Source organism: Methylobacterium gnaphalii, from assembly GCF_007992215.1.
GTDB lineage: Bacteria > Pseudomonadota > Alphaproteobacteria > Rhizobiales > Beijerinckiaceae > Methylobacterium > Methylobacterium gnaphalii.
This window is the reverse complement of sequence record NZ_BJZV01000045.1, coordinates 1-19285: the sequence shown is the minus strand read 5'-3', so window position 1 is coordinate 19285 and position 19285 is coordinate 1. Positions and strand designations below refer to the sequence as shown.

Annotated in this window: 28 protein-coding genes and 1 pseudogene; 20 read left to right on the top strand and 9 right to left on the bottom strand. The window is 63.3% G+C overall.

What is annotated here, in order from left to right:
- Window positions 1-1037: 1037 nt before the first annotated feature.
- Window positions 1038-1310, top strand: a complete 273-nt coding sequence (locus MGN01_RS21610) for a hypothetical protein (RefSeq protein ID WP_147048880.1) — start codon at window positions 1038-1040, stop codon at window positions 1308-1310.
- Between the two features lie 64 nt (window positions 1311-1374).
- On the opposite strand, the gene MGN01_RS23815 is transcribed toward MGN01_RS21610, so the two are convergent.
- Window positions 1375-2289, bottom strand: a complete 915-nt coding sequence (locus tag MGN01_RS23815; protein ID WP_170246103.1) for a hypothetical protein — start codon at window positions 2287-2289, stop codon at window positions 1375-1377.
- Window positions 2276-2467 carry a DUF7697 family protein gene (locus tag MGN01_RS21600; RefSeq protein ID WP_174804620.1) on the bottom strand — a complete coding sequence of 64 codons (192 nt, stop codon included), beginning with the start codon at window positions 2465-2467 and terminating at the stop codon, window positions 2276-2278. The genes MGN01_RS23815 and MGN01_RS21600 overlap by 14 nt, the downstream gene beginning before the upstream one ends.
- Window positions 2468-2709: 242 nt before the next feature.
- On the opposite strand from MGN01_RS21600, the gene MGN01_RS21595 reads away from it, so the two are divergent.
- The 3 genes from MGN01_RS21595 (at window position 2710) to MGN01_RS24630 (ending at window position 4027) form a co-directional block, all read left to right on the top strand.
- Entirely contained in the window at window positions 2710-3129 is a 420-nt protein-coding gene (locus MGN01_RS21595) for a DMT family transporter (RefSeq protein ID WP_147048879.1), read from the top strand.
- Window positions 3130-3464: 335 nt separating this feature from the next.
- Window positions 3465-3605 carry a hypothetical protein gene (locus MGN01_RS23810; protein ID WP_170246102.1) on the top strand — a complete coding sequence of 47 codons (141 nt, stop codon included), beginning with the start codon at window positions 3465-3467 and terminating at the stop codon, window positions 3603-3605.
- 131 nt (window positions 3606-3736) lie between these two features.
- Entirely contained in the window at window positions 3737-4027 is a 291-nt protein-coding gene (locus tag MGN01_RS24630; protein WP_147048878.1) for a GCG_CRPN prefix-to-repeats domain-containing protein, read from the top strand.
- Between the two features lie 34 nt (window positions 4028-4061).
- Here the strand turns inward: MGN01_RS24630 and MGN01_RS24295 are convergent.
- Together MGN01_RS24295 and MGN01_RS21580 are read right to left on the bottom strand one after the other, a co-directional pair.
- Window positions 4062-4217 (bottom strand): annotated as a pseudogene (locus tag MGN01_RS24295) (HNH endonuclease signature motif containing protein); the annotation flags it as partial.
- A 256-nt stretch (window positions 4218-4473) separates the two neighbouring features.
- Complete coding sequence (locus MGN01_RS21580; protein WP_147048877.1) at window positions 4474-4635, bottom strand: DUF3309 family protein; 162 nt, start codon at window positions 4633-4635, stop codon at window positions 4474-4476.
- Window positions 4636-4993: 358 nt separating this feature from the next.
- On the opposite strand from MGN01_RS21580, the gene MGN01_RS21575 reads away from it, so the two are divergent.
- Together MGN01_RS21575 and MGN01_RS23805 are read left to right on the top strand one after the other, a co-directional pair.
- Entirely contained in the window at window positions 4994-5275 is a 282-nt protein-coding gene (locus tag MGN01_RS21575) for a hypothetical protein (protein ID WP_147048876.1), read from the top strand.
- Between the two features lie 130 nt (window positions 5276-5405).
- Window positions 5406-5543, top strand: a complete 138-nt coding sequence (locus MGN01_RS23805) for a hypothetical protein (RefSeq protein WP_170246101.1) — start codon at window positions 5406-5408, stop codon at window positions 5541-5543.
- A gap of 1106 nt (window positions 5544-6649) precedes the next feature.
- Here MGN01_RS23805 and MGN01_RS21570 read toward each other — a convergent pair.
- Together MGN01_RS21570 and MGN01_RS21565 are read right to left on the bottom strand one after the other, a co-directional pair.
- Window positions 6650-7063, bottom strand: coding sequence for a DUF3618 domain-containing protein (locus tag MGN01_RS21570; protein WP_147048875.1), 414 nt, complete (start codon window positions 7061-7063; stop codon window positions 6650-6652).
- Entirely contained in the window at window positions 7060-7455 is a 396-nt protein-coding gene (locus tag MGN01_RS21565; protein WP_147048874.1) for a phage holin family protein, read from the bottom strand. Before MGN01_RS21565 ends, MGN01_RS21570 begins: the two co-directional genes overlap by 4 nt.
- A gap of 50 nt (window positions 7456-7505) precedes the next feature.
- Between MGN01_RS21565 and MGN01_RS21560 the strand changes: the two genes are divergently transcribed.
- From MGN01_RS21560 to MGN01_RS21540, 4 genes are all read left to right on the top strand, one after another.
- On the top strand, window positions 7506-7883 hold the full coding sequence (locus tag MGN01_RS21560) for a hypothetical protein (RefSeq protein WP_147048873.1): 378 nt from the start codon (window positions 7506-7508) through the stop codon (window positions 7881-7883).
- 160 nt (window positions 7884-8043) lie between these two features.
- Window positions 8044-8406 carry a CsbD family protein gene (locus MGN01_RS21555; RefSeq protein WP_147048872.1) on the top strand — a complete coding sequence of 121 codons (363 nt, stop codon included), beginning with the start codon at window positions 8044-8046 and terminating at the stop codon, window positions 8404-8406.
- A 176-nt stretch (window positions 8407-8582) separates the two neighbouring features.
- Complete coding sequence (lanM, locus tag MGN01_RS21550) at window positions 8583-8999, top strand: lanmodulin LanM (RefSeq protein ID WP_147048881.1); 417 nt, start codon at window positions 8583-8585, stop codon at window positions 8997-8999.
- Between the two features lie 430 nt (window positions 9000-9429).
- Window positions 9430-9663, top strand: coding sequence for a hypothetical protein (locus MGN01_RS21540; protein ID WP_147048870.1), 234 nt, complete (start codon window positions 9430-9432; stop codon window positions 9661-9663).
- Between the two features lie 285 nt (window positions 9664-9948).
- On the opposite strand, the gene MGN01_RS21535 is transcribed toward MGN01_RS21540, so the two are convergent.
- The 3 genes from MGN01_RS21535 to MGN01_RS21525 all read right to left on the bottom strand — a co-directional run bounded on the left by MGN01_RS21535 (window position 9949) and on the right by MGN01_RS21525 (window position 12968).
- A complete protein-coding gene (locus MGN01_RS21535) occupies window positions 9949-10707 on the bottom strand; it encodes a glyoxalase superfamily protein (protein ID WP_147048869.1) in 759 nt (252 codons plus the stop codon).
- Between the two features lie 244 nt (window positions 10708-10951).
- On the bottom strand, window positions 10952-11734 hold the full coding sequence (locus MGN01_RS21530; protein ID WP_147048868.1) for a DUF6538 domain-containing protein: 783 nt from the start codon (window positions 11732-11734) through the stop codon (window positions 10952-10954).
- A 481-nt stretch (window positions 11735-12215) separates the two neighbouring features.
- A complete protein-coding gene (locus MGN01_RS21525) occupies window positions 12216-12968 on the bottom strand; it encodes a GntR family transcriptional regulator (protein ID WP_147048867.1) in 753 nt (250 codons plus the stop codon).
- 163 nt (window positions 12969-13131) lie between these two features.
- On the opposite strand from MGN01_RS21525, the gene MGN01_RS21520 reads away from it, so the two are divergent.
- The 10 genes from MGN01_RS21520 to MGN01_RS21480 form a co-directional block, all read left to right on the top strand.
- Window positions 13132-14556 (top strand): MFS transporter, encoded by a 1425-nt coding sequence (locus MGN01_RS21520; protein ID WP_147048866.1) that lies wholly within the window; start codon window positions 13132-13134, stop codon window positions 14554-14556.
- 352 nt (window positions 14557-14908) lie between these two features.
- Entirely contained in the window at window positions 14909-15700 is a 792-nt protein-coding gene (locus MGN01_RS21515; protein WP_147048865.1) for a sterol desaturase family protein, read from the top strand.
- Window positions 15701-15761: 61 nt separating this feature from the next.
- Complete coding sequence (locus tag MGN01_RS21510; RefSeq protein ID WP_147048864.1) at window positions 15762-16151, top strand: hypothetical protein; 390 nt, start codon at window positions 15762-15764, stop codon at window positions 16149-16151.
- A gap of 28 nt (window positions 16152-16179) precedes the next feature.
- Window positions 16180-16398 (top strand): hypothetical protein, encoded by a 219-nt coding sequence (locus tag MGN01_RS21505; protein WP_147048863.1) that lies wholly within the window; start codon window positions 16180-16182, stop codon window positions 16396-16398.
- Window positions 16395-16691: a DUF6166 domain-containing protein gene (locus tag MGN01_RS21500; protein WP_147048862.1), complete on the top strand. Its 297-nt coding sequence runs from the start codon at window positions 16395-16397 to the stop codon at window positions 16689-16691. Before MGN01_RS21505 ends, MGN01_RS21500 begins: the two co-directional genes overlap by 4 nt.
- A 67-nt stretch (window positions 16692-16758) precedes the next feature.
- Window positions 16759-17658 carry a 3-methyl-2-oxobutanoate hydroxymethyltransferase gene (panB, locus tag MGN01_RS21495; RefSeq protein WP_147048861.1) on the top strand — a complete coding sequence of 300 codons (900 nt, stop codon included), beginning with the start codon at window positions 16759-16761 and terminating at the stop codon, window positions 17656-17658.
- Between the two features lie 88 nt (window positions 17659-17746).
- The gene (locus MGN01_RS24625) at window positions 17747-17977 is read left to right on the top strand and encodes a tautomerase family protein (RefSeq protein ID WP_147048860.1); all 231 of its coding nucleotides are present in this window, start codon (window positions 17747-17749) and stop codon (window positions 17975-17977) included.
- A 9-nt stretch (window positions 17978-17986) separates the two neighbouring features.
- The gene (locus MGN01_RS21485; protein WP_147048859.1) at window positions 17987-18181 is read left to right on the top strand and encodes a hypothetical protein; all 195 of its coding nucleotides are present in this window, start codon (window positions 17987-17989) and stop codon (window positions 18179-18181) included.
- A 744-nt stretch (window positions 18182-18925) separates the two neighbouring features.
- Window positions 18926-19090, top strand: coding sequence for a hypothetical protein (locus MGN01_RS23800; RefSeq protein WP_170246100.1), 165 nt, complete (start codon window positions 18926-18928; stop codon window positions 19088-19090).
- Window positions 19087-19285: hypothetical protein (locus MGN01_RS21480; protein ID WP_147048858.1), on the top strand; the 199-nt coding region annotated here is incomplete at its 3' end. The genes MGN01_RS23800 and MGN01_RS21480, both read left to right, overlap by 4 nt.

Sequence of the window (19285 nt, the reverse complement as noted above, 5' to 3'; positions counted from 1 at the left end):
ATCCACTTCGGTCTGCGACAGCGTCGGACCGAACACGCCGCATGCGCGGATGCGGTCGAAGAACAGGGCGCGGCTGATCGGCACGCGAGCGGGAGCGCTCGCCGCAGAAGCGGTCATGATGGATCTCCGAAGGTTCAAAAGGAGTAGGCGCCTACCCGCGCCCGGCAGGGCTCAGTAGGATCGCCGTGTTGCCCTGATGGCTGCCCGCTTTTCCGGGTGACGGCGGGTCGGATGGTTTTCCCGAAAGTTTGCTGTCCGGCCCGCTTGAGCGCTCGGCTTGATCTCGCCGGCTGCGGTCGTCTTCCGAACTGCTCCAGAAGAAATCCGGAAACACGCATCAGCTACGTCGTGCCGATCGCCTCCGGTCGTCACAGCGCGGCGCGGGTGATGGCGGGCCGGGTGACCGATATCCCCCATCAGGTCGCTCGGCCCGTTCTTGCCCGCAAGCAAAGAGCGCTCGGCCTCACCCGGCCGGCTGGGTACGATGGCCGACAGAACGTCGGATCAAACGGGGCTCAGCCAGAGAACGGGTCTGCGCTGACGCCTATTGTGGAGGCACGCGGTTCTGGCGGCCGAGAACATTTGCGTTCGGCCTTACCCGCGAGGATGAGCTACCGAATTGCAGTCGCATGGTCTGGATGAAAGACGTACGCTGGTCCGTCGCAGACTTTCCTGACAGGGTCAGCGACGGCGGGTCGGATAGCTTTCCTGCATGTCGGCTGTCCGGCCCGCTTATTTTCACGAGATGCCCTGGGGATTAGCTCCCGTATCCAGGGCGACGGCGGGCCGGACAGTATCTCCAGTGCTGTCCGGCCCGCTTGTGCTGGGCTTCACCGGCCGGCCGGGGTTAAGAAATTAGAAAGTGCGAAAGTAGACGGTGCCCGCGTTGCCCAACCGCCGAGTCGGCATGGGTGACGGCGGGTCGGGCGGTATCTCCTGCCCCACAGGCCGCTCGGCCCGCCTCAGCGTTCGATGCGCCACACCTCCGGAGGGACCGCCGCCTCCTACTCTTTCGCTGTATGATCGCGATCCCTGTCATGGCATTGCGAGCCGACGTTTATGGCTCTGGAACAGTCGCAATGCCGAGACAGAAATTAGTCGACCAGCTTCGTCAATTCCACGTTGAGCTTGATCGAGTTGGCTCGAACGATAATCTGCAGCTTATCTTAGATGCTGCGGACTTAATCGAACAGGATCGTCTCGATGATGCGGTCGCATCTGCGATGCTGAAGCATTCGTTCGTGGCCCAACGAAACAAGAATTACGAGTATGCCGCCGCTCTGTCGGAAGCGGCAGAGGCACTTCGCTGACTCTTAGCTCTGAGCCCGCTCCAGATTCGCCGTCTGCACTGGAAACTGGATCGTCATGCCCTGGTCATTCACGCCCATGAGCGTGGTGAGCGGAGAGAACTCGGGATCGCAGAGCATCACGGTGCCGACATCGCCGACCATGAACATGGAATCGATGCCGGATCGGTTCGTGATGCGGACGCGGTCCCCATTCTTGAACGGAGCCGCCGCCTGCCGACGCTCGAACTCGGCGTGCACGTGAGGCAGCCTCGTCCTGCGCGAGAGCGCCGACCTTCGCGGCCTGCCGGATTTCGCCGAGCTGCGCGAGGTATGACTGCTGCGCGGCGAACAATGGGCTGTACTTGGCCCGCAGGCGGTCCAGCTCCTCGCCGTAGGCAGCGACGTCCGCGCCACGGTCGGGAACGATCGTCTGCCGGTTTACCGATGCCTGGGCCGCCGCTTTCGAGGCCGCGCCCATGCGCTCGATCTTCGAGGTCGCATCTTCATAGGCGCGCGTCTCGCGAAGCCGAGCGTCGAGCGCCTGAGAGCCCGAAATGGCGCCCGCAGCCTGCGCCCGGTCGATGTCTGAGAGAGCCTGCTGGTAGCGCTGCGCAGCGTCGGCCAACGGCACGAACTGGGCCCGCAGGCTGGCCATCTCGCGCGCGAGTGCCGCGCTCTGCCGCTGCGCCTCTTCAGCCGCCCGCGCCTGCATCTCGAAGACGGTCGCGGAATCGCGTGCCGAGCCGCCGGTGTCCTGGCCAATGCCGAACAGGGCATTAACGTTGGACTGAGCGCGGCCCGCCGCCTCCGCGTCGCGCGCGGCCTTCGCCATGCGCTCCCAGCGCGCGGTCTGCCGATCAACGGCGGCGCCGGCAGCCTCGGCCGCGGGAACGATCTTCTGGAGCGCCTGCTCACCGGCTCTGCCGGTTTCCTCGATGCGGCGCTTGACCTCCGCATCCCCCTCGACACCGAGGCGGATCGCGACATTACGAACCGGCATTCTCGGCTCCTTCGCGATAGGCGGCTACGATGGGGGGTTCGAGTTCGGGCAGGATTTCTGCGAAGAGCGCCGACATGCCGCCCATGGCAGTCGCCATTAGGACGATCGCCCCGAAATCGAGCGCGTAGACGTCACCGAAATCCCGGCGCACTTGACCGCCGCAGCGCTCGACCACCATCCATGCGGCTGCGCCATCGAAGGTTTGCAGCTCATGGAGCGTGTAGGGACACTTCGCGCAAGTCTGGCCACCTAGCTCGGCGCATCCTCGGCAGTATTCGGCGCCCCCTCCGAAGTGCCATTTGGCCCGTTCGATAAGCCGTTTTTTTCCGCACTCACGACCAGAGCCGGGGTGACGTAGCGCTCGTCGATCTCGCTGTAGATCGGCCAGATCGCGAGCAGCTGATCAATCCGCTCGGAGGTATGGTAGCCGGCATCGCCAGTGCCGTTCAGCCAGGCATGACCGGGGCGCTCGCCAAAGGCTTCCCCCAACCGCTTACCGGCGGCATCATCATCGGCATCTCTACCGCTTTGACGATCCTCGTCGTTGGATTGGTCTTCGGTCGCGTGGCATGGCCCATCTTTGAGGACGCGGCACGGATACCTTGGTGGGCATGGCTCGGCGGCGTGCTTGGCGGCGGGATCATCGCTTGTCAGCTTCTCATCGCGCAGCAAGTCGGGGCCGCGTCCTTCTTCGGTGTTATCGTAACTGCAGGTGTCGTCACCTCGATCGCTCTGGACCACTTTGGTTGGATCGGGTTCGAACAACACTCAGCGACCTTCTGGCGGATTGCTGGCGGCATGCTGATGATCGGTGGAGTTACCCTGGTCGCTCTGTCCTGAGGGATTTGAGACTGCGTCGGGTGGTTGCCCAAGTGAGGCCACACCGGGTCAACCGAGCAGGGAGTAACGCCATGGCTGACGAAAAAGCCCCACACATATCCGAGGTTGAAGCCACACCTTAAGCCGGCTCGCTTAAGCCGAAGGGGCATTCGGAGCCCGGTAATGCACAGACAGATGCGCAACCGGACAAGCCCGTGCGAAACGAGCAAAGCCAGAAGACTTAACTACGACGCAGTCGAATTCGCGCAGCGAGCGTCCTGGATTTCCCCGTCGTCAGCATGATGAGCGGGCGGACGCTGCCAAGGACGCGAACGTGGATCGGAGCGCCGGCAGCAATGGCGGCGATCACCTTAAGAGCGGGCAACCATGTGGTGACCGTGGCAGGCGTACCTGGGTCCACGTGCAAAGCATTCGATGATCTCGTCGCGGACCGGCGGGCCGAGGAAGCCTTGGCATTCGCCGACCACATCAGCTGAACCTTTGATGCGACCATTATGCGTTGCCGTGCGACGCTCAGGCGCTGAACCGCTTTGGCTCGCTCGCCGTTTATGGGGTCCTGAGAACCGCGGTGCCCGCTGTTTTGAGCTCCGCTTCCGAGAGGACCCCTATGAAGAGTTTCAAAGCCCTGATTGCTGCGGCGGCGATTGCGTCCGGTGCAGCTCTGGTCTCGTCGGCGTCGGCCGCTCCGCTAGCCCCTTCTTCAAGTGAGACAGTCGGCGGCGTTGCCGATGTGTCGCAAGCTGCGTTCGGCTGCGGTCCCGGCTTCACCCGCGGTCGGTTTGGACAGTGTCGCCCGTTCTTCGGTCCGCGGCCATTCTACGGACATCGGCGGTTCCACAGCCCGCGTCCCTACTACGGTCCGCGTCGGTTCTACGGACATCGCCGTCACTTCTACTGAGCCGTTAGGGCGCGGGCCCCATGCCCGCGCCTTCTCATCTTTGAGACATCCTCTCAGCTCGAGCCCGTGCCGTCTTTACCTGGTGGTGCTTAGGGCAGAGCGCTTGTCCATTCTTTGGATCCAAGGACGCGCCGCCGTCCTTCCGCTCGACGATGTGGTTGACATAGAGGCGGACACCGCCGTTGCCGCCGCGAGCGCCACATCCGCGCCACTAGCAGTGCCAGCCGGCGCGGCGCTTCACCTCCAGAACCCGGGCCCTGTGCTCGGCCGTAAGAAACTCCGGATCTGCCTGCTTTGGCGCTGGGCGCGCCGTCCTGGTGTCGAGCACCTTCAGCCGTGGAGCGAGTGTGCCGAGCCGTCCCATGCGCTTCGCTCAGCTTCCACAGAGACGGCGGCGACGATGAGCAACGGTCCCTTGCATTGCCCATCGCCCGCAAAGGGCTCGTCTAGATCCTGCCGAGCACAACTAAGATTATGACGATCAGAAGGATCAGACCGAGGACGCCGCCGGGCGCGTAGCCCCAGCCTGCATTGTAGGGCAGGCCGAGCGGCAGCGCGCCGAGCAGCGCCAAGATCAAAATGATGATGAGGATGGTGCGGAGGTTCATGTGACCCACTCCGTTTCTGGTGGGCCTGTAACACCGCGTAAATGGCGAGGGTTGCAGGGATCCTAATCCATGCCATTGGTAGCGCCAGCCAGCGCAGCGCTTCACCTCTAGAGCCCAAGCCTTGGGCTCGGCCGTCAGTAGATCAGGATCGGCAACCTTCGGTCTTAATCGAGCCGTACGCGTATCCAGCATCGGAAGCTGAGGGCCCAAGGTGGAGAGGCGAGCACCTCGCATCCTTTCACCGAGCCTTGTGTGCAACGGCACGGCGCGCGATTTTGCTCAAGCTTAGGCGTGCGCTTCGACACAGACGATTGAGCGCCGATCATCGCGGCCGGTCGCCGTGCGAAGGAGGAACGCCATGCTCTGGGCGACACGCGCAATCAATGCGCACGACAGCGCGAGCATCGGGGAGTTGTTCGCGGATCAATGGGCCGCGCTGGGCCATAACCGCGACATGATGCTGCTGGTGATCCAAGAGACGCCGATGCGCCACCGCTTGTTTGTCAGCGTCCCAGACCGATACCTGCTAGATGCCTATGTCGGCTTCGAGCCTTGCCTCAGACGAGATATCCCACCAGCACCGACACTGGTAGCCGGCGACCAGGGCGTCTTCCAGGCGATGTTTCAGTCAGGCGGATGAGGCCTGACGAGCTGCCGGGCCGCTCTACTCCGACCCAAACCCGTCATCCTTGTCTGGCGCGTCAGCCGACGGGGCGAACAATCCATCTGGATGCAGGTTGCCAGGGCTCTCACTCACCCCGGAGCCTACCGTGGATGCCAATCACCCGAGCCATTACGCCGGCCGCAATGTCGACAACGGCGACCAGCTGAGCAGTATCACGCTCCTTGCGATCGCGGTCGCCGGTGCTGTCGTCGTTGTGTTCGCAACCTGGATCGCGCTTGGCTGAGCGGGTTGCGGAGGCTTTGCTTCAAAGTACCGGCTTCAAGGATTGGAGCGAGCTGCAAGTTTGAACATCACCAACCAACCGCGGTTCTCCGGGTTCAACTAATCAACCGGAGGAGCGCTCACATGCGCATCACAACGATTTCTCTCGCCGCTTCCTTGACCCTAGCGCTGACGGCCGGTGCATTCGCGCAAGGTGCACCAGGCGGCAACGGCTCTGGCGGCAACGTGACTGGCGGATCGACCACGAGCTCATCGGCATCCGAGCCCGGTAATGCACCTGCGAATGGCAACGCCATGAAGAGCGGAAGCGGGTCGATGGGCGCTGGCAGTGCGGCCGCGCCGAAAGGCACGGGTGAGACCGCCGGTTCGGGTGGCGGCGCGGGTGCCAACAATGCTGGTGGGGCCGGCTCGTCAGGCGCGGGCAGTCGGTAAGCGCAGCGATTGTACGAGCCAGAGGGTCGGGGTTGCACCCGGCCCTTTCTCGTGAGTGCATTGGCATGTCACGCAGGCGTTCTGGGTATGAGCCTGTCGAGCTGCTCTACGCCGAAATGATTTGAGATATGAAAAAGCCCCGCAGCCACATCTCGGCTCGCGGGCGGTTCTCTTCCATCGTGAGAAGCGGCAGGGCCTGTCGCGGCCTTACATCCGTTCTCGCGCTCGACACCTGCATATTCTTGTCTGGCGGCGCGGGGAGCATGATAGGTGCGCCTCGTCACCGGTCAAGTAGCAATCGGATTTTGGCCCATCACAGAATCCCGATATTGCGCCCGGTGCCGTAGGCTAAAAACTTCGATCGTTCATTAGCACCAAGCCATTGAGAACCGCTTCGAATTTGGGGTCCTTCTCGACGCCGTCGAGGGCCGTTGCTGTCGAGATAAGGTCACGCTGAAGATCGGGCTCAGGAGGAGGCCACGCTAGGATAACGGCCGCCCCAAGCTGAGCTAAAGCAACAGTGCCTTATCCCTCTTGCGTTTCGATGACGGCAGACTCTTCGCTGGCCACGTGTTTCTCCGACAGACGCTTGGTGCAGGTTCGGCCAAATCTAGATTTGCGATTATGCAGACGCGTGAGCTCCTCCCAGGGCCATGAGCCACCTGGCGACAGCCGTCATTTGGTAAGCTTCACCGACACGGGATCGCTGCCAGGGAAGGATTCCTCTAGCGCGTCATCGAGCTTATCATTCAGTCGGTCAGGATGGTTGCCGGGCAAAGCGTGGTCTGAGCCGCGCTGCGAATTTTCATCCGAAAGAAACCGCCGCCGTTCCAAACCCCTCTCTACAGCGTCGTAGGCTAGGAACGCGAGACCTGCTCCAATCAGAAGAACCGGGACAGGGTCGATGCGTACTGTATTTACGACGCGTTGGACCAGCAGGTTCAGCGCGGCACGCGGATTGTGCGTGCCAACCAAATTTTCGGTAAGCGTCGAAGTATTCAAGCGAGACCGAAGGTCGTCGAGTGTGTTCTCCAGTTTGCTGCGCGAAGCCTCAATTTCTTGTTCCAATTTCTCAGCTGACTTAGTCATTGTTCAAATCGCTCCGTAATGATGCCGGAATCTTGCTTCATTTGAGCTTCGGTGTGTTTTGGTTCTAGGCCGGAAAGCGAAGTTTTGCTTCGTCCCCACAGAGCTAGGCCGAGGGCGATGACACCGAACCCTCCGCCGACCATGAGGGCGGCCTGCACTTCCGAATGAAGCAGAACCGCCAAGCCCTTGACCAAGGCAAGGATTAGGACGAGCAGTCCGCTGAGCGCGAAGACGCCCGCCGTGATCAGCAGGGTCAGCGCAACTGCCAGCTGGCGAAGGCCGCCGGACACCTCGGTTCGAAAGAGATCGATCTCCTTGGAGACGAGGTTCTGCGCTTCGCGGATCGTGTCGCCAACAAGTTGGGGAACGGTGCGCGGCCTAGGTCCGGTCACGAGCGTACCCGAGTGCTTGCTGCCGGCGGTACGACGAGCGGCACGACAGCGTGAGAACGCGGGACAGGTCGCGGGCCGGCATCGCGGACGAGTCGCAGCAGAACGAACCCAGCCAGAGCCGCTGTGGCGAGTGCGACCACGGGGCGCCGCCGGATAGCGGCCTCGACCTCGTCGTAGAGTTCTGGAAACGTGCGGCGATCGATGTCGTCGGCCAACTCGTTGATGCCGTCGGCGGCACTGTCGAAGAACGCTTTGACCTGGGGTGCCTTAGCGAAACCCTTGCCGTTGTCCCGGATTACATCTGCTACATCCGATACGGCTCGAGCCACATCCTGCTTACGTTGCCGAACATACCCCGATGTTTGCCGGCGCACCGTCGCTCCGAAATCGCTTTCGGTTCGAACCTCATCGGGAGCAGCTTGTTCTGAACGGTAGGGCATCGTGGAGTTCCTGCTGCGAGACGGCGGAACAGAAACCGTGGCTGATACAGAGGGTTCCTCCCTGAGCTCGACGCCGCATGGGGGCCAAACCTCCCCATGCGGCGTTGAGTTCAGGGAGCCTAAGATTTCCCTCGTGTTGGAGGACGAAATGGACGAGAAGCGCGTCACAGGCGAGCTAAAGAAGGTGGCCGGTCAGGTCGAAGCGGCGGCAGGTGACCTGACTGGAGACAGGGAAACTGAGGCCGAGGGGAGAGCCACTGAGCTTCAAGGAACGGTCGAGAACCTGGTTGGGCAAGCCAAGGACACGGCGAGCGACCTTGCCGGTCAGGCGGGAGAACTAGCCCGAGATGCTCTGCGGACCGGCAGAGAGCGGCTTCCTAGCGCCGATGAAGCTTATCGACGCGGCAATGCGGCTGTCCGTAGCCATGTGGAGACGATGCCGCTGGCTTCCCTCGTGGTTGCGCTTGGCGCAGGATATTTGCTTGGTTTGCTTATCCATCGGCGTGAATGAGCGCATTAGCTTGGCCGCCCTGCATCGGACGAACCGACCTCCAGAGAACGTGCGCCTGCATCTTCAAGGGTTCGGATCAAGACGATCATCAGCTGGCCAGCCGTTGCACTGTCGGGAACGCGATCGCGCCCGGCGTCTTGGCAGTGCAGCATCTTCCCGTGTGCGGAGACCTCGTCATGCGAAACGTGACTCATGCCGCCGTCCTTCTCGGGGCAGTTTCCCTGGCTCTACCGCTGGGAATGCCCGCTGCTAATGCCCGCTCGTCAGGGGTCGAGAAAACGCTGAAGGCGGCTGATACGGACAACGACGGCTCAATCGATCTGAAAGAAGCAACCGCCGCGGCAGAAGCGCTCTTCGACAAGCTGGAGAAGGACAAGGACGGCACTGTCGACACGAAGGAGCTTCAGGGCCGGGTCAGCAAGAAAGACCTCAAGGCCGCCGATCCGGACAACGATGGCACCCTCGATAAAAAGGAATTCCTGGCCCTCGTTGAGCAGCGGTTCAAAGCAGCCGATCCGGACAACGATGGAACGGTGGACGCCAAGGAGCTCAAGACGGCAGCCGGGCTAGCGCTCTCCGCTCTGCTCAAGTAGGGGCGCATTCCCGAAGAGACACAACGCGAAGCCCGCGTGCCGAAAGGTTGCGCGGGCTCTACGCATCTACCCTGCAGGGGCCGGTTTTGGCTTACGTTCTCCAGCAGCTCGCCGTCGGCAGCTACGATCTCATATTCGACGGCGAGACGATCGGAAGCGTCGTTCAGCACAAGATGCCAGGCGGGGATCTGAGGGCTTGGTGGGCTGAGTTGCTGGACGAGAGCCCCGCAGGAAACCGGCCCGCGCCATTCACAGCCACCGAGCACTCCTTCAACAAGCTCGGTGACGTTCTGACATGGCTCGGAGAGCCCGAGATTATCCGCACGCCACGGAGCCGGCCGCCAGCCGGATGGTGAGAGCCATTTAGCGCCGTCCAGTCTCGCGCTCCTCGGCGCTCACAAGCGCCGCCCAGGTGCGGGCGGTCGCGCAGGTGAGCGGCAAGAACGTCCTCCAGGCCAAGCGAGCACTGGCGGAGGCCCCCGAGACGCTCTTCGCAGGCTGTGCCAAGGCGGTACTCCCCGTGCTTGCGACGCTTGATGAGGCGCGCGTGGTGAGCACGGTCGAGCCTGCCTTCCGGTGGACGGCGGCGGATTCGCCCAAGGTCGTGCGGGCGGCGGGCTTACGGCCCGCACCGCTGAACGATCACCCCGTCCCAACGTCCTGAACGTCGCGGAAGGGGCGGGATCCGATGGAATGGCAACAGCCGCTTTCCACCGCGTTCTGCACGGAAGCAGACCGGCGCAAATTTACCCTGTTCAGCCGTGCCGCTGTCGACCCAACCCAGCCACCCGGATCGCCGTCGGCGTTTCCCGAAAGCGGCCGCCCTTTGGCCGTCCGGCAATTTCAGCTTGAGCTGGTTTGCGGTCTTCCGCCGACCCGGTTCGCATGCGACGACGTCCGCCTCCATGCGAACCATACCTCGCGACGAGATAGCCGCGCAGGTCCGAGATCAGCCTGCCGAGAGGTCTATCACCTCCGAGAACGTCAGGTTTGTTGGCGCGACCCACGCGGGCGTTCGCGATTGAGGTGGAACGGGCGGCGCGGTCCGCTCCGCTGCGGCAGCCTCCCCTACGCGAAAGTCCGCCGCCCAGAGCGCGCCTCGGCCCTTGAGGAAGAAGCCGAAGTGCATGGAGATCGCATCTGCCGGAACGTCCATCACGACGCTGCGCTCGACCCAAGGAATGCTTCCAAACAGCCACCCCTCCGAGGCATCTTTCAGGTTGTCGAATGCCAAGGTGTGCCCCGGCATTGCATCCACACGGCCCCAGAGCGTCGCCCCATGCGTCACGTCCTGACAGCGCAGCTTGGTGCTGATCGCCACGCGCTGGCCGCGGAACGGAATCGCCGACACGGTTTGCATGTAGCAGCCGAAGGCGCGGGATGGGTCGGTATAACGCCTCGGCCCGAGCAAAGGATCATGCCGGACGAGGGCGGCACTGCCACCGACCACCGTTCGGTCGGCATAGGGTCCGTGATCGTAGGCGTCCGGATGCTCAGCGAGCAGCGTCCAGCTCTTCAATGCAATGATGCGTCGTCGGGCAGCAGCCTCGGATTGTTTGGCCTGTGCCGAGAGCACGTTCCAGTCCTTGAGGCCGAACTGACGGGCCACTATGTCGAGGCACTCGCTGTGCGAGAGCGTGAGGTTCTTGGCGCGCAGGGCGACTGCCATGGCGCGGGCCATGGATTTGGCGTCGGTGACGGTAGGCATGCTGATCCCCGAACCGGATCGACCGCGCTGTCAGTGCCCGCTTTGCCGACCGGCCGACCGCGGATGCGAGATCGCGGTCTCGTTCGTCGATGCGTTCACCGTATCCCGAGGGACGCGAGCGGCAGGCTGCATCAGCCTGCAGCTCGCCGTTACGCTTTCCGCTCGCGAGGCGGTAATCCTTAAACCGACGGATGTCGCCGACCGTGACACGGTGAGCCTCGTCGTGGCCGAGGAAGGCGGACAGTTACCGGATCGAGTTCGTGTAGGATTCGCGGGTGGAGTCGGACTTGCCGGTACGCTCGGCCTCCTGCCACCAAGCCTCGACCAACTCGATCAGTCCGCTGCCTTTCGCCGGTCTTGCTGTCGGCGTGGCACCTGGAGCGGTTGCGGGCCCAGCGTCGGGCTCGCCACGTGCGAGAGCCGCCAGCGTAAGGCTGGCGCGTTGAACCTGGGCAGCGATGGCTTTTGCGACACGTAACGTGCTCGCCTCGTCGGCCTCGATATCGTGGAGAGCGAGCACCGTCTCGGCATGATCCCGGCACCATGCCTCCAGCTCAGCAATCTTCTCCGCCTGCGCGAAGCTTAGGATGGTGCGCACCGCGACACCCCCGCCCTCGCGCGGTTCGATCTGGCCGCCTAGGGAGCGCCAGAGGTGCCGGTACAGGTCGGTCGACCAGAAGCGTTGTTGGCTGGGGTTCTCTCGGTGCAGGCCGAGCCAGTGCGCATACATCCAAACGGCCCGCTCACCTGCTTCGCGCTCGCTCAGGCTGCAGGGAGCTGTGCCGTGGTCGGCGGTTGCATTTGCGACGTCACCGAGTTCGCTGCGTCGAAGCTTCGCCCATCCAGCTTCTAGCCGGGCGATCGCCTCGGCATGGCGCTGCCTAGCCTCCGCAGGCTCGCGCGTCTGAAGGCTGAAATACTCCATGGCTCGTCCCACACGAGGGACGAGGTCGCTGGGCACGCGCTTGCGCAGCCAAAAAATGCCGGTCTTGGTGTGGCGCGACGGACGGGACATCGCGAGGACCATGTGCATCACCCGTGTGCATCACTCGGGCGGCCATAACCACATGATCTGACTGAACTTACCGGAGTATCAACCACTTAAAAGGTTGATGGTGCCCAGGAGAGATTTGAAAGGAGCCTGGAAATTCAATGCAGATGAGCATCGGTGCGGGACTTTAACCCGCCTTGATTGGAAAAGGGAATTCCTTGGCGTTCCCTCACCACTTAGCGTCCCTGCCCTCTCGCTCGCGGGAGGCGCGTGATGGGTGCACTTGCGATCGTCCTAATCAGGCTGGACCAGGCAAACGCCTTTGTACGCCAGCACCAGTATTATCTACCCGACACAGAATGACTGAACTGGGTGGATTCCTGCCAGTCCGCTTCCAAGCGCCAGCAGCAATTAGCGACATCCGACGTTTCGAAGGGTCCGGGCTAGCCTGGCAGCGGCATCAACGGCACCGCGCAGGTAGCTGAATTCGTACGGCCCTTACCAAACGCGCGGCGAGCTAGATGTCGAGGGTCTTGCGAGCGAAGCTCTCGATGTAGTCCACGAGCTTGTCCGATGCGGCGCCGGCGGCCTCGACGTCGCGTCGGGCGACCGCCTCGCAGACGTCGGCGTGCAGATTGGCGGTCAGCGGCAGATCGGCGGCCAGCTTGTAGTGCTGGTACCAGAAGCGCCGCGACAGGCCGGCCATGCTCTCCAGGGAGCGCACCGCGAACTCGTTGCGCGCTGCCGTCGCGATCAGGTCGTTGAACTGACGGTCCAGGCGCATGAACGCTATGTCATCCGCCGCGGCGGCAGCCTCGCGCATGTCCTGCGCGATGCCGGCAAAGACGTCCCGCTCTTCCTTCGTGGACCGCTCCGCGGCAAGGCGGGCGATGAGACGTTCGAGGACGCGCCGGGTCTCTAGCAGGCGTAACTGCGTGCGGACGTTGATGTCGGAGACGAGGATGCCGCGCCTCGGCATGACCACCACGAGGCCGTCGCGGGCGAGACGCTGCAGGGCCTCACGGATGGGAGTGCGCCCGATCCCGAGACGCTGGACCAGGTTCTGCTCGCCGAGCACCATGCCGGGGGGAAGTACGAGCGTCGTGATCATCTCCTCCAGCTGTTGGTAGGCCCTGTCCGTGAGCGTCAGTTCGGGCAGGTCATCGCCGCCGGCCGCCCCGTCAGGCGTTCCCTTCACGGCTTTCCTCGCCCTCTTCGCACCACGCTCTGCGGCGCGAACGGATGCCGTCTTCCCGGTCACGAAGTTCATGCACGACACCTCCAGATCCGGTCGAACCGCTCACCACCCTGCTATCGAGTGCATGGTGCCACGCAATCCCACACGCAAGGGGCATATCGCTAATATATCTTGCGACGATGAGCAGTATCCTGCAAGAACACCCTGCGCATACTAAAAACGTAGGGAGGCAGAAATGGTAGGGCACATCGCGATAGCCGCCGGCGACGTGATGCCGGAACGGGCCACGACCGAGACACCCGTGCGGGTCGCGGCTGGTTCGAGCGCGGTGGTTGCGGCACGGCTGGAGCGCCTGCCGATGACTCAGTTCCAGCGCAATATCTTCCTCATCATCGCGACGGCTTGGTTCTTCGACTCCATCGACCTCGGCTCGCTCACTTTCCTGCTCGGATCGATCAAGACGGAATTCGGGCTCTCGACCGCCCAGGCCGGCCTCCTGTCGAGCATGAGCTTCATCGGCATGTTCGCCGGCGCGGCCATCTCCGGGATGCTCGCCGACCGCTTCGGTAGGAAGGTCGTCTTCCAGGTCAGCATGGTGTTCTGGGGCCTGGGCAGCGCGTCGTGCGCCTACGCGCCGGACGCGACCACGCTGGGCTACGCGCGCCTGCTCCTCGGCTTCGGCATGGGCATGGAGTTCCCGGTGGCCCTGGCCATCGTCTCGGAGTTCCTGCCTACCGCGAACCGCGGACGCTACCTCGCGATCATGGAAGGCTTCTGGCCGCTGGGCTTCATCGCGGCGGGCTGCCTCAGCTACGTCCTGTTGAGCTATTTCGACTGGCGGGCCGTCTTCCTGGCGCAGGCCGTGCCGGCCCTCTTCCTGTTCGTGATCCGCTTCCTGGTGCCGGAATCGCCGCGCTGGCTGGCCGACCGCGGGCGGCACGAAGAAGCGGACCGCGTGATGTCGTCCATCGAGGCGAAGGTGGCGGCCCGCCTCGACGGCCGCCCGCTTTCCGAGCCGAAGGTCCTGCCCGAGCATGCCCAGGGCGAACGTCGCTTCTCGTTCCTCGAACTCTGGAGCCCGGGCTACGCGAGCCGCACGGTCATGATCTGGCTGACGTGGTTCTTCGCGCTCCTCGGCTTCTACGGCCTCACCACCTGGCTCGGGGCCCTGCTCCAGGATGCCGGCTACAGCGTCGCCAAGTCCGTGACCTACACGATCCTGATCTCGCTCGCCGGCGTCCCAGGCTTCGTCACTTCGGCGATCTTGGTCGAGCGCTGGGGTCGCAAGCCGACCGCGGTGCTGATGCTGCTCGGCAGCGCGGTGGCGGCCTACCTCTACGGCCACTCACCCTCGTTTGCATGGCTGATCGCCTTCGGGCTGATGATGCAGTTCTTCCTGTTCGGCATGTGGTCGGTGCTCTACGCCTACACCCCCGAGCTCTATCCGACCCGGGCACGCGCGACAGGGGCCGGCTGCGCCTCGGCCGTAGGCCGGGTCGGGTCGCTCATCGGACCCTACGTTATCGGCATCATCCTGCCGACGCTCGGCCACGGCGGCGTGTTCGCCCTAGGCGCCGGCTCGTTCGTGATCGCCGCGGCGAGCGTCGGCATCCTCGGGATCGAGACGAAAGGCAAGTCGCTCGAAGCGATCTCGCACTGACCGGAGCGGCGGGAACCGACGGTGCTGTCTCCGCCGCTCCGCAACCGACGGCACAATGGCGTTGACAGTTGATATATCAGTGATATTTTGTGGACAACGAGACTGGGATAGTGAGATGTGCCGTCGGCTCGCAAAGCGGATGACAGTCAGTTTCGCCCGGACTGTCAGGACTGCAGAGGATGAGCTGCCGGGGAACCGGCGGCCAGCGTCATGCCCGCATTCATGGTGCGGCCAGCGGTCGCCCGAGCCGAACGTCCGTCGCACGCCGCGGTGACGATGGGGGCGCACCGAGCGTCGACGTCGAACCGGTCCCAGCGGCCGCCCAAAAGAAACATCGAATAGGAGAGGTGCAATGGAACTCGCGGTCACCAAGATGAGCGAGCGGCAGCGAAACTACCGGGCCAATTATCGGCAGCGCGTCGCGGGCTGGTACAACGGCCTCTTGCACATCGCCATCATCTACACGATTGGCCTCACGGCTCTGTACATCTACATCTCGAACATCAAGGCGCCGAGCTTGGCCGAGCTCGTCACAGTGCCGGTCGTGTTCCTGTTCTGCAATTTCTTCGAGTGGTGGCTGCACCGCTACGTGATGCATCGCCCGCAGAGCAATCCCATCGGCCGCGCCGTCTACAACCGGCATACGCTCCAGCATCATCAGTTCTTCACCGACCATGAGATGCGCTTCGCGGACCATCGCGACTATCGAGTGACGTTCTTCCCGCCCTACGCGCTGGCCGCTTTCACGCTGATGTCGATCCCGGGCGCCATCGTCCTGGGCAACTTGTTCACACCGAACGTCGGCTGGCTGTTCATCACGACGACGACCAGCATCTACATGATCTACGAGTTCATGCACTTCTGCTGTCATGTCGAGGACAACTGGTTCGTCCGCAACATGCCGTTCATCAACACAAACCGCCGGCATCACACGGCCCATCACGACCAGTCGATCATGATGGAGCGGAATATGAACCTCACGTTCCCGATCATGGACTGGCTGTTCGGCACGTCGGACCTCAACCGCGGCCTGCTCGGCACGCTCTTCAACGGCTACGACACCCGCCACGTGAAGACGGACATGCGCAAGACCTCACGCACGCCTGGGGCTGTCCAGCCCAGCGCGATGCAGCCGGCCGAGTGAGTTCCCCAAACGCGACGCGCGGCGCCGACAGGACGCCGCCCCAACATCCGGGAGGTCTCCCATGGATATGATCGAACCGAACGTCTTCGCCCTCGCGTGGTTCGCCCTCTTCGCAGGCGTTGCCAGTGTCGGCTTCTACGTGCTCACGGGCATGTTCCCGCTCGAAACCCGCCCGGACCTGAGGTCGCGGCCCCTGGGCCTGCTGATGCTCGCCGCCAACGTCGTGCTTCTGCTGGCGCTGGTCGGCGGCGGCATCGCCTACGGTGCGGCCAACCTGCGCTGGACGAGCCTCGTCATCGTGGGCGGCGTGGCCGTCCTGTTCGCCCCGGGCCTGTTCAACGTCTGGCCCCAACGCTGGCGTGACGGCCTGGCCGGGCTCGCCATCGTGCTGGCCGGTCTCGGTGGCTCGGTCGGCCTGCTGCAGCAGGTCGGCTCGGTCTTCACGTCGTAAGAATCAACACCGATCCGAGAGGAATCCGATGCCGTTTCCCATCAAGTTCGGCCTGTCCGTGGCCGTCGCGTTGGCCGCGCTCGCAGGGTGGTTCTACATGGGCTACCTCGGCCAGGTCGGCCCGCGCTGGGCCGTCGCGTTCCTAGGCCCGTTCATGGTCGTCAGCCTCTGGATCTTCCCCGAGGTGATGCGGACCCGCTCCGACGGCCGCACCCCGCGCCACCAGGTGAGGGAGGCACGGTCGTGAGCAAGGTCTACGTCGGGGACCGGACCATCGACGGGATCGTCGTCACGGTCGATGGCGAGCCACTTCCGGAAAGGACGGACGCCAAGCGCTATTCGCGCAATGGCTTCGAGTGGAGCTACGAGGGGCCCGAGCCCTCGCAGCTCGCCTTCGCGATGCTGGTCGACCATCTCGGCGACACCGTCCAGGCGGAACGCCTCCAGCCGCAGTTCATGCGCAGCGTCGTGGCGAACTTCCAGAACGAGTGGGAGATGACGACCGCCGACATCGACCGCGTGCTGCAGGGCCTGCGCTAGGCGCCCACGGCGAGTTCGGCGACCTCGATCGGCCGCCTCGACCAGCGAACACATTCAAGGGACGGACATGAGCGCGACCGCTGCGAAGGCATCCAATGAGGCTGCGAAGAAGGCGGGCAAGCGGACGATCCTCGACATCCGCGCCGCCAAACAGACCGGCGAGAAGTTCGTCTACATGTCCGTGCCCGACTACACCTCCGCCCGGTGGGCGGAGATGGCCGGCGTCGACGTCGCCGTCGTCGGCGACAGCCTCGCCATGGTCGCCCATGGCCATGCCAGCACCATACCCGCGACGATGGACATGATGATCATGCACGCGGCGGCGGTGCGGCGCGGCGCGCCGGACACCTTCGTGCTCGGCTGCATGCCGTACCAGAGCTACAACACCGTCGACCGGGCCCTGACGAATGCCACGCGCTTCATGCAGGAAGGCCGGTGCGATGCCGTGAAGCCGCAGGGCGGCAAGAGCCAGGGCCACATCCTCAAGGCGCTGGTCGACGCCGGCATTCCGACCGCCTCGCACATCGGGCTGACGCCGCACACCATCGCCAACTTCGGGGGTTTCAAGATCCAGGGCCGGACCGCAGAGGCCGCGATGAAGATCCTGGAGGACGCGCTGGCCATCGAGGACGCCGGCTGCTTCATGGTGGAGTTCGAGGCCGTACCGGCGCCGATCGCAAAACTGATCTCCGAGCAGCTCACGATACCCACCATCGGCATTGGTGCCGGTGCGGGTTGCGACGGCCAGATCCTGCTCTGCTACGACCTGCTCGGGGTGTTCACGGACTTCAAGCCGAAGTTCACGAAACGCTACGCGAACCTGTCAGAGGTCGCGGTGACCGGCATCCGCAAGTACGTCGAGGAGGTGAAGGCGGTGGCCTTTCCGGACGAGGACCACTCCTATCGCGTGGATCAAGCCGAGTACGAAAAGTTCCAGACGCTGGTCGAACGGCGGAAGCATGTTTGAGGCCTAGGCGACGCCGGTGTCCCGTCTAAAGCCGAAGCCCTGCGGGCGACAGAGTTCGTGAAATCGAACCGGGAAGGATGCCACCGCTATGCCGACCTATGCATTCACGACCGCGAGTGAATTGACATCCCGGCAACGCGCGAAGCTCGTCGAGAGCGTCACGAACATTCATCACGTAGAAGCGACCGCACCGCGGTATTTCGTGCAGGTCGTTTTCTATAAGGTCGAGCCCGGGTCGATCTTCATCGGTGGCGACGCAGCCTCGCATGGCCATGTTTGGGTGCGAGCCGACATTCGCTCCGGCAGGACGAAGGACTAGAAGGCGAAGATGCTCCGCCGCATCATGCGCGAGACCAGCGAGAACCTCGGCATATCGGACCAGGAAGTGTGGGTGTACATCTCGGATATCCCGGCCCAGGGCGTGCTGGAATTCGGGAACGTACTGCCGGAGCCGGGTGACGAGGAGCAATGGCTGGCCTCGTTGCCGAACGCGTTGCGCGAGAAGCTAAGGCAAGCCGCTTGATACCTCGAAAATTGCCCTCACGAAAAAAGCTACCGCTTCAGAGCAGACGATCGACAGCACCAAACGAATAGGTTGGTCGCGTTGCGGAAGCGACGACCGGCGCGATGTCTGCTTTCGGGAAGCGCGCGACAGCCCTCGTGCGACGAGGTCGGGTCGGAAGCAGCCGGTGTTAGTACATAGTAAGCGTCGGAATTGAGCCACCAGAGTAGAGGCTGCCCCTTCCTGCACGCAAGAGGAGGCGAAGGGGTTATGACGTGCTGATACGTGGCCTGATAGACACAGGCGCGACCAACGATTGTAGACCGCTGTTTCTTGGGCTGATTTTGGTCGTATACGTAGTTTACAGAACGATTCGACGGCTTGCTTGCTGATGTCTTCTGCGCACGCATTAGCTATTCAAGCGTGTACGCTAACTTTGGGCGTGGCGCTTATACATGGGCTCCGTCGGCATGCCAAGGTCATGACAGTCTTACTAGCCGTTACATTAGTTCTTGTTTCCGTGGCTTGGCTAGTCATCGGTAGTTGTATGACGGTCTTGAAAAATCCGCCGTCAGTGGACGACATGCTGTCTCAGGTGTCCGAGTAGTGCGTCATCTCTCCATCATCTGCGCAAAGGACATCCACGTGAGCAGACATGCCGCCCCGCCTTGGCCGATAGCGATCCTTGCTGCGGGGACGACAGGCTCGGTCGCTGCGATGCTCTGGTCCATCGGACGCGCGATGCAGTGGTGGTAGGGTGAAGGGATGACCGAGCCTCCGACGAAGGCCGCCGACTACGCCGCTGGGGATCTGGAAGAAATCGCCAAGCGCGCGGAAGACTATTGGGCGACGGGCTTCCTCGTCCCACCGTCGAGCATCGATCTGTACGTGGTAGCGATCAAAGCACTGGCCCGCGAGCGGAAGCGGTGACCGATCCCTTCGACCCCGACAACTCCCCCGCCGCCGAGTTCGAACGCTACCTGAGCAAGATCGAGCCTGCCGACCGCTACACCCGCCCGACCTACACAGCACGGCCGTTTCATCCGTACCGGGATGGGCCGGCATGGGGATTGGCGATCGTGGTGGCGGGACTCGGCGTGTACTGGCTGGCGGGCGTGTTCGGCT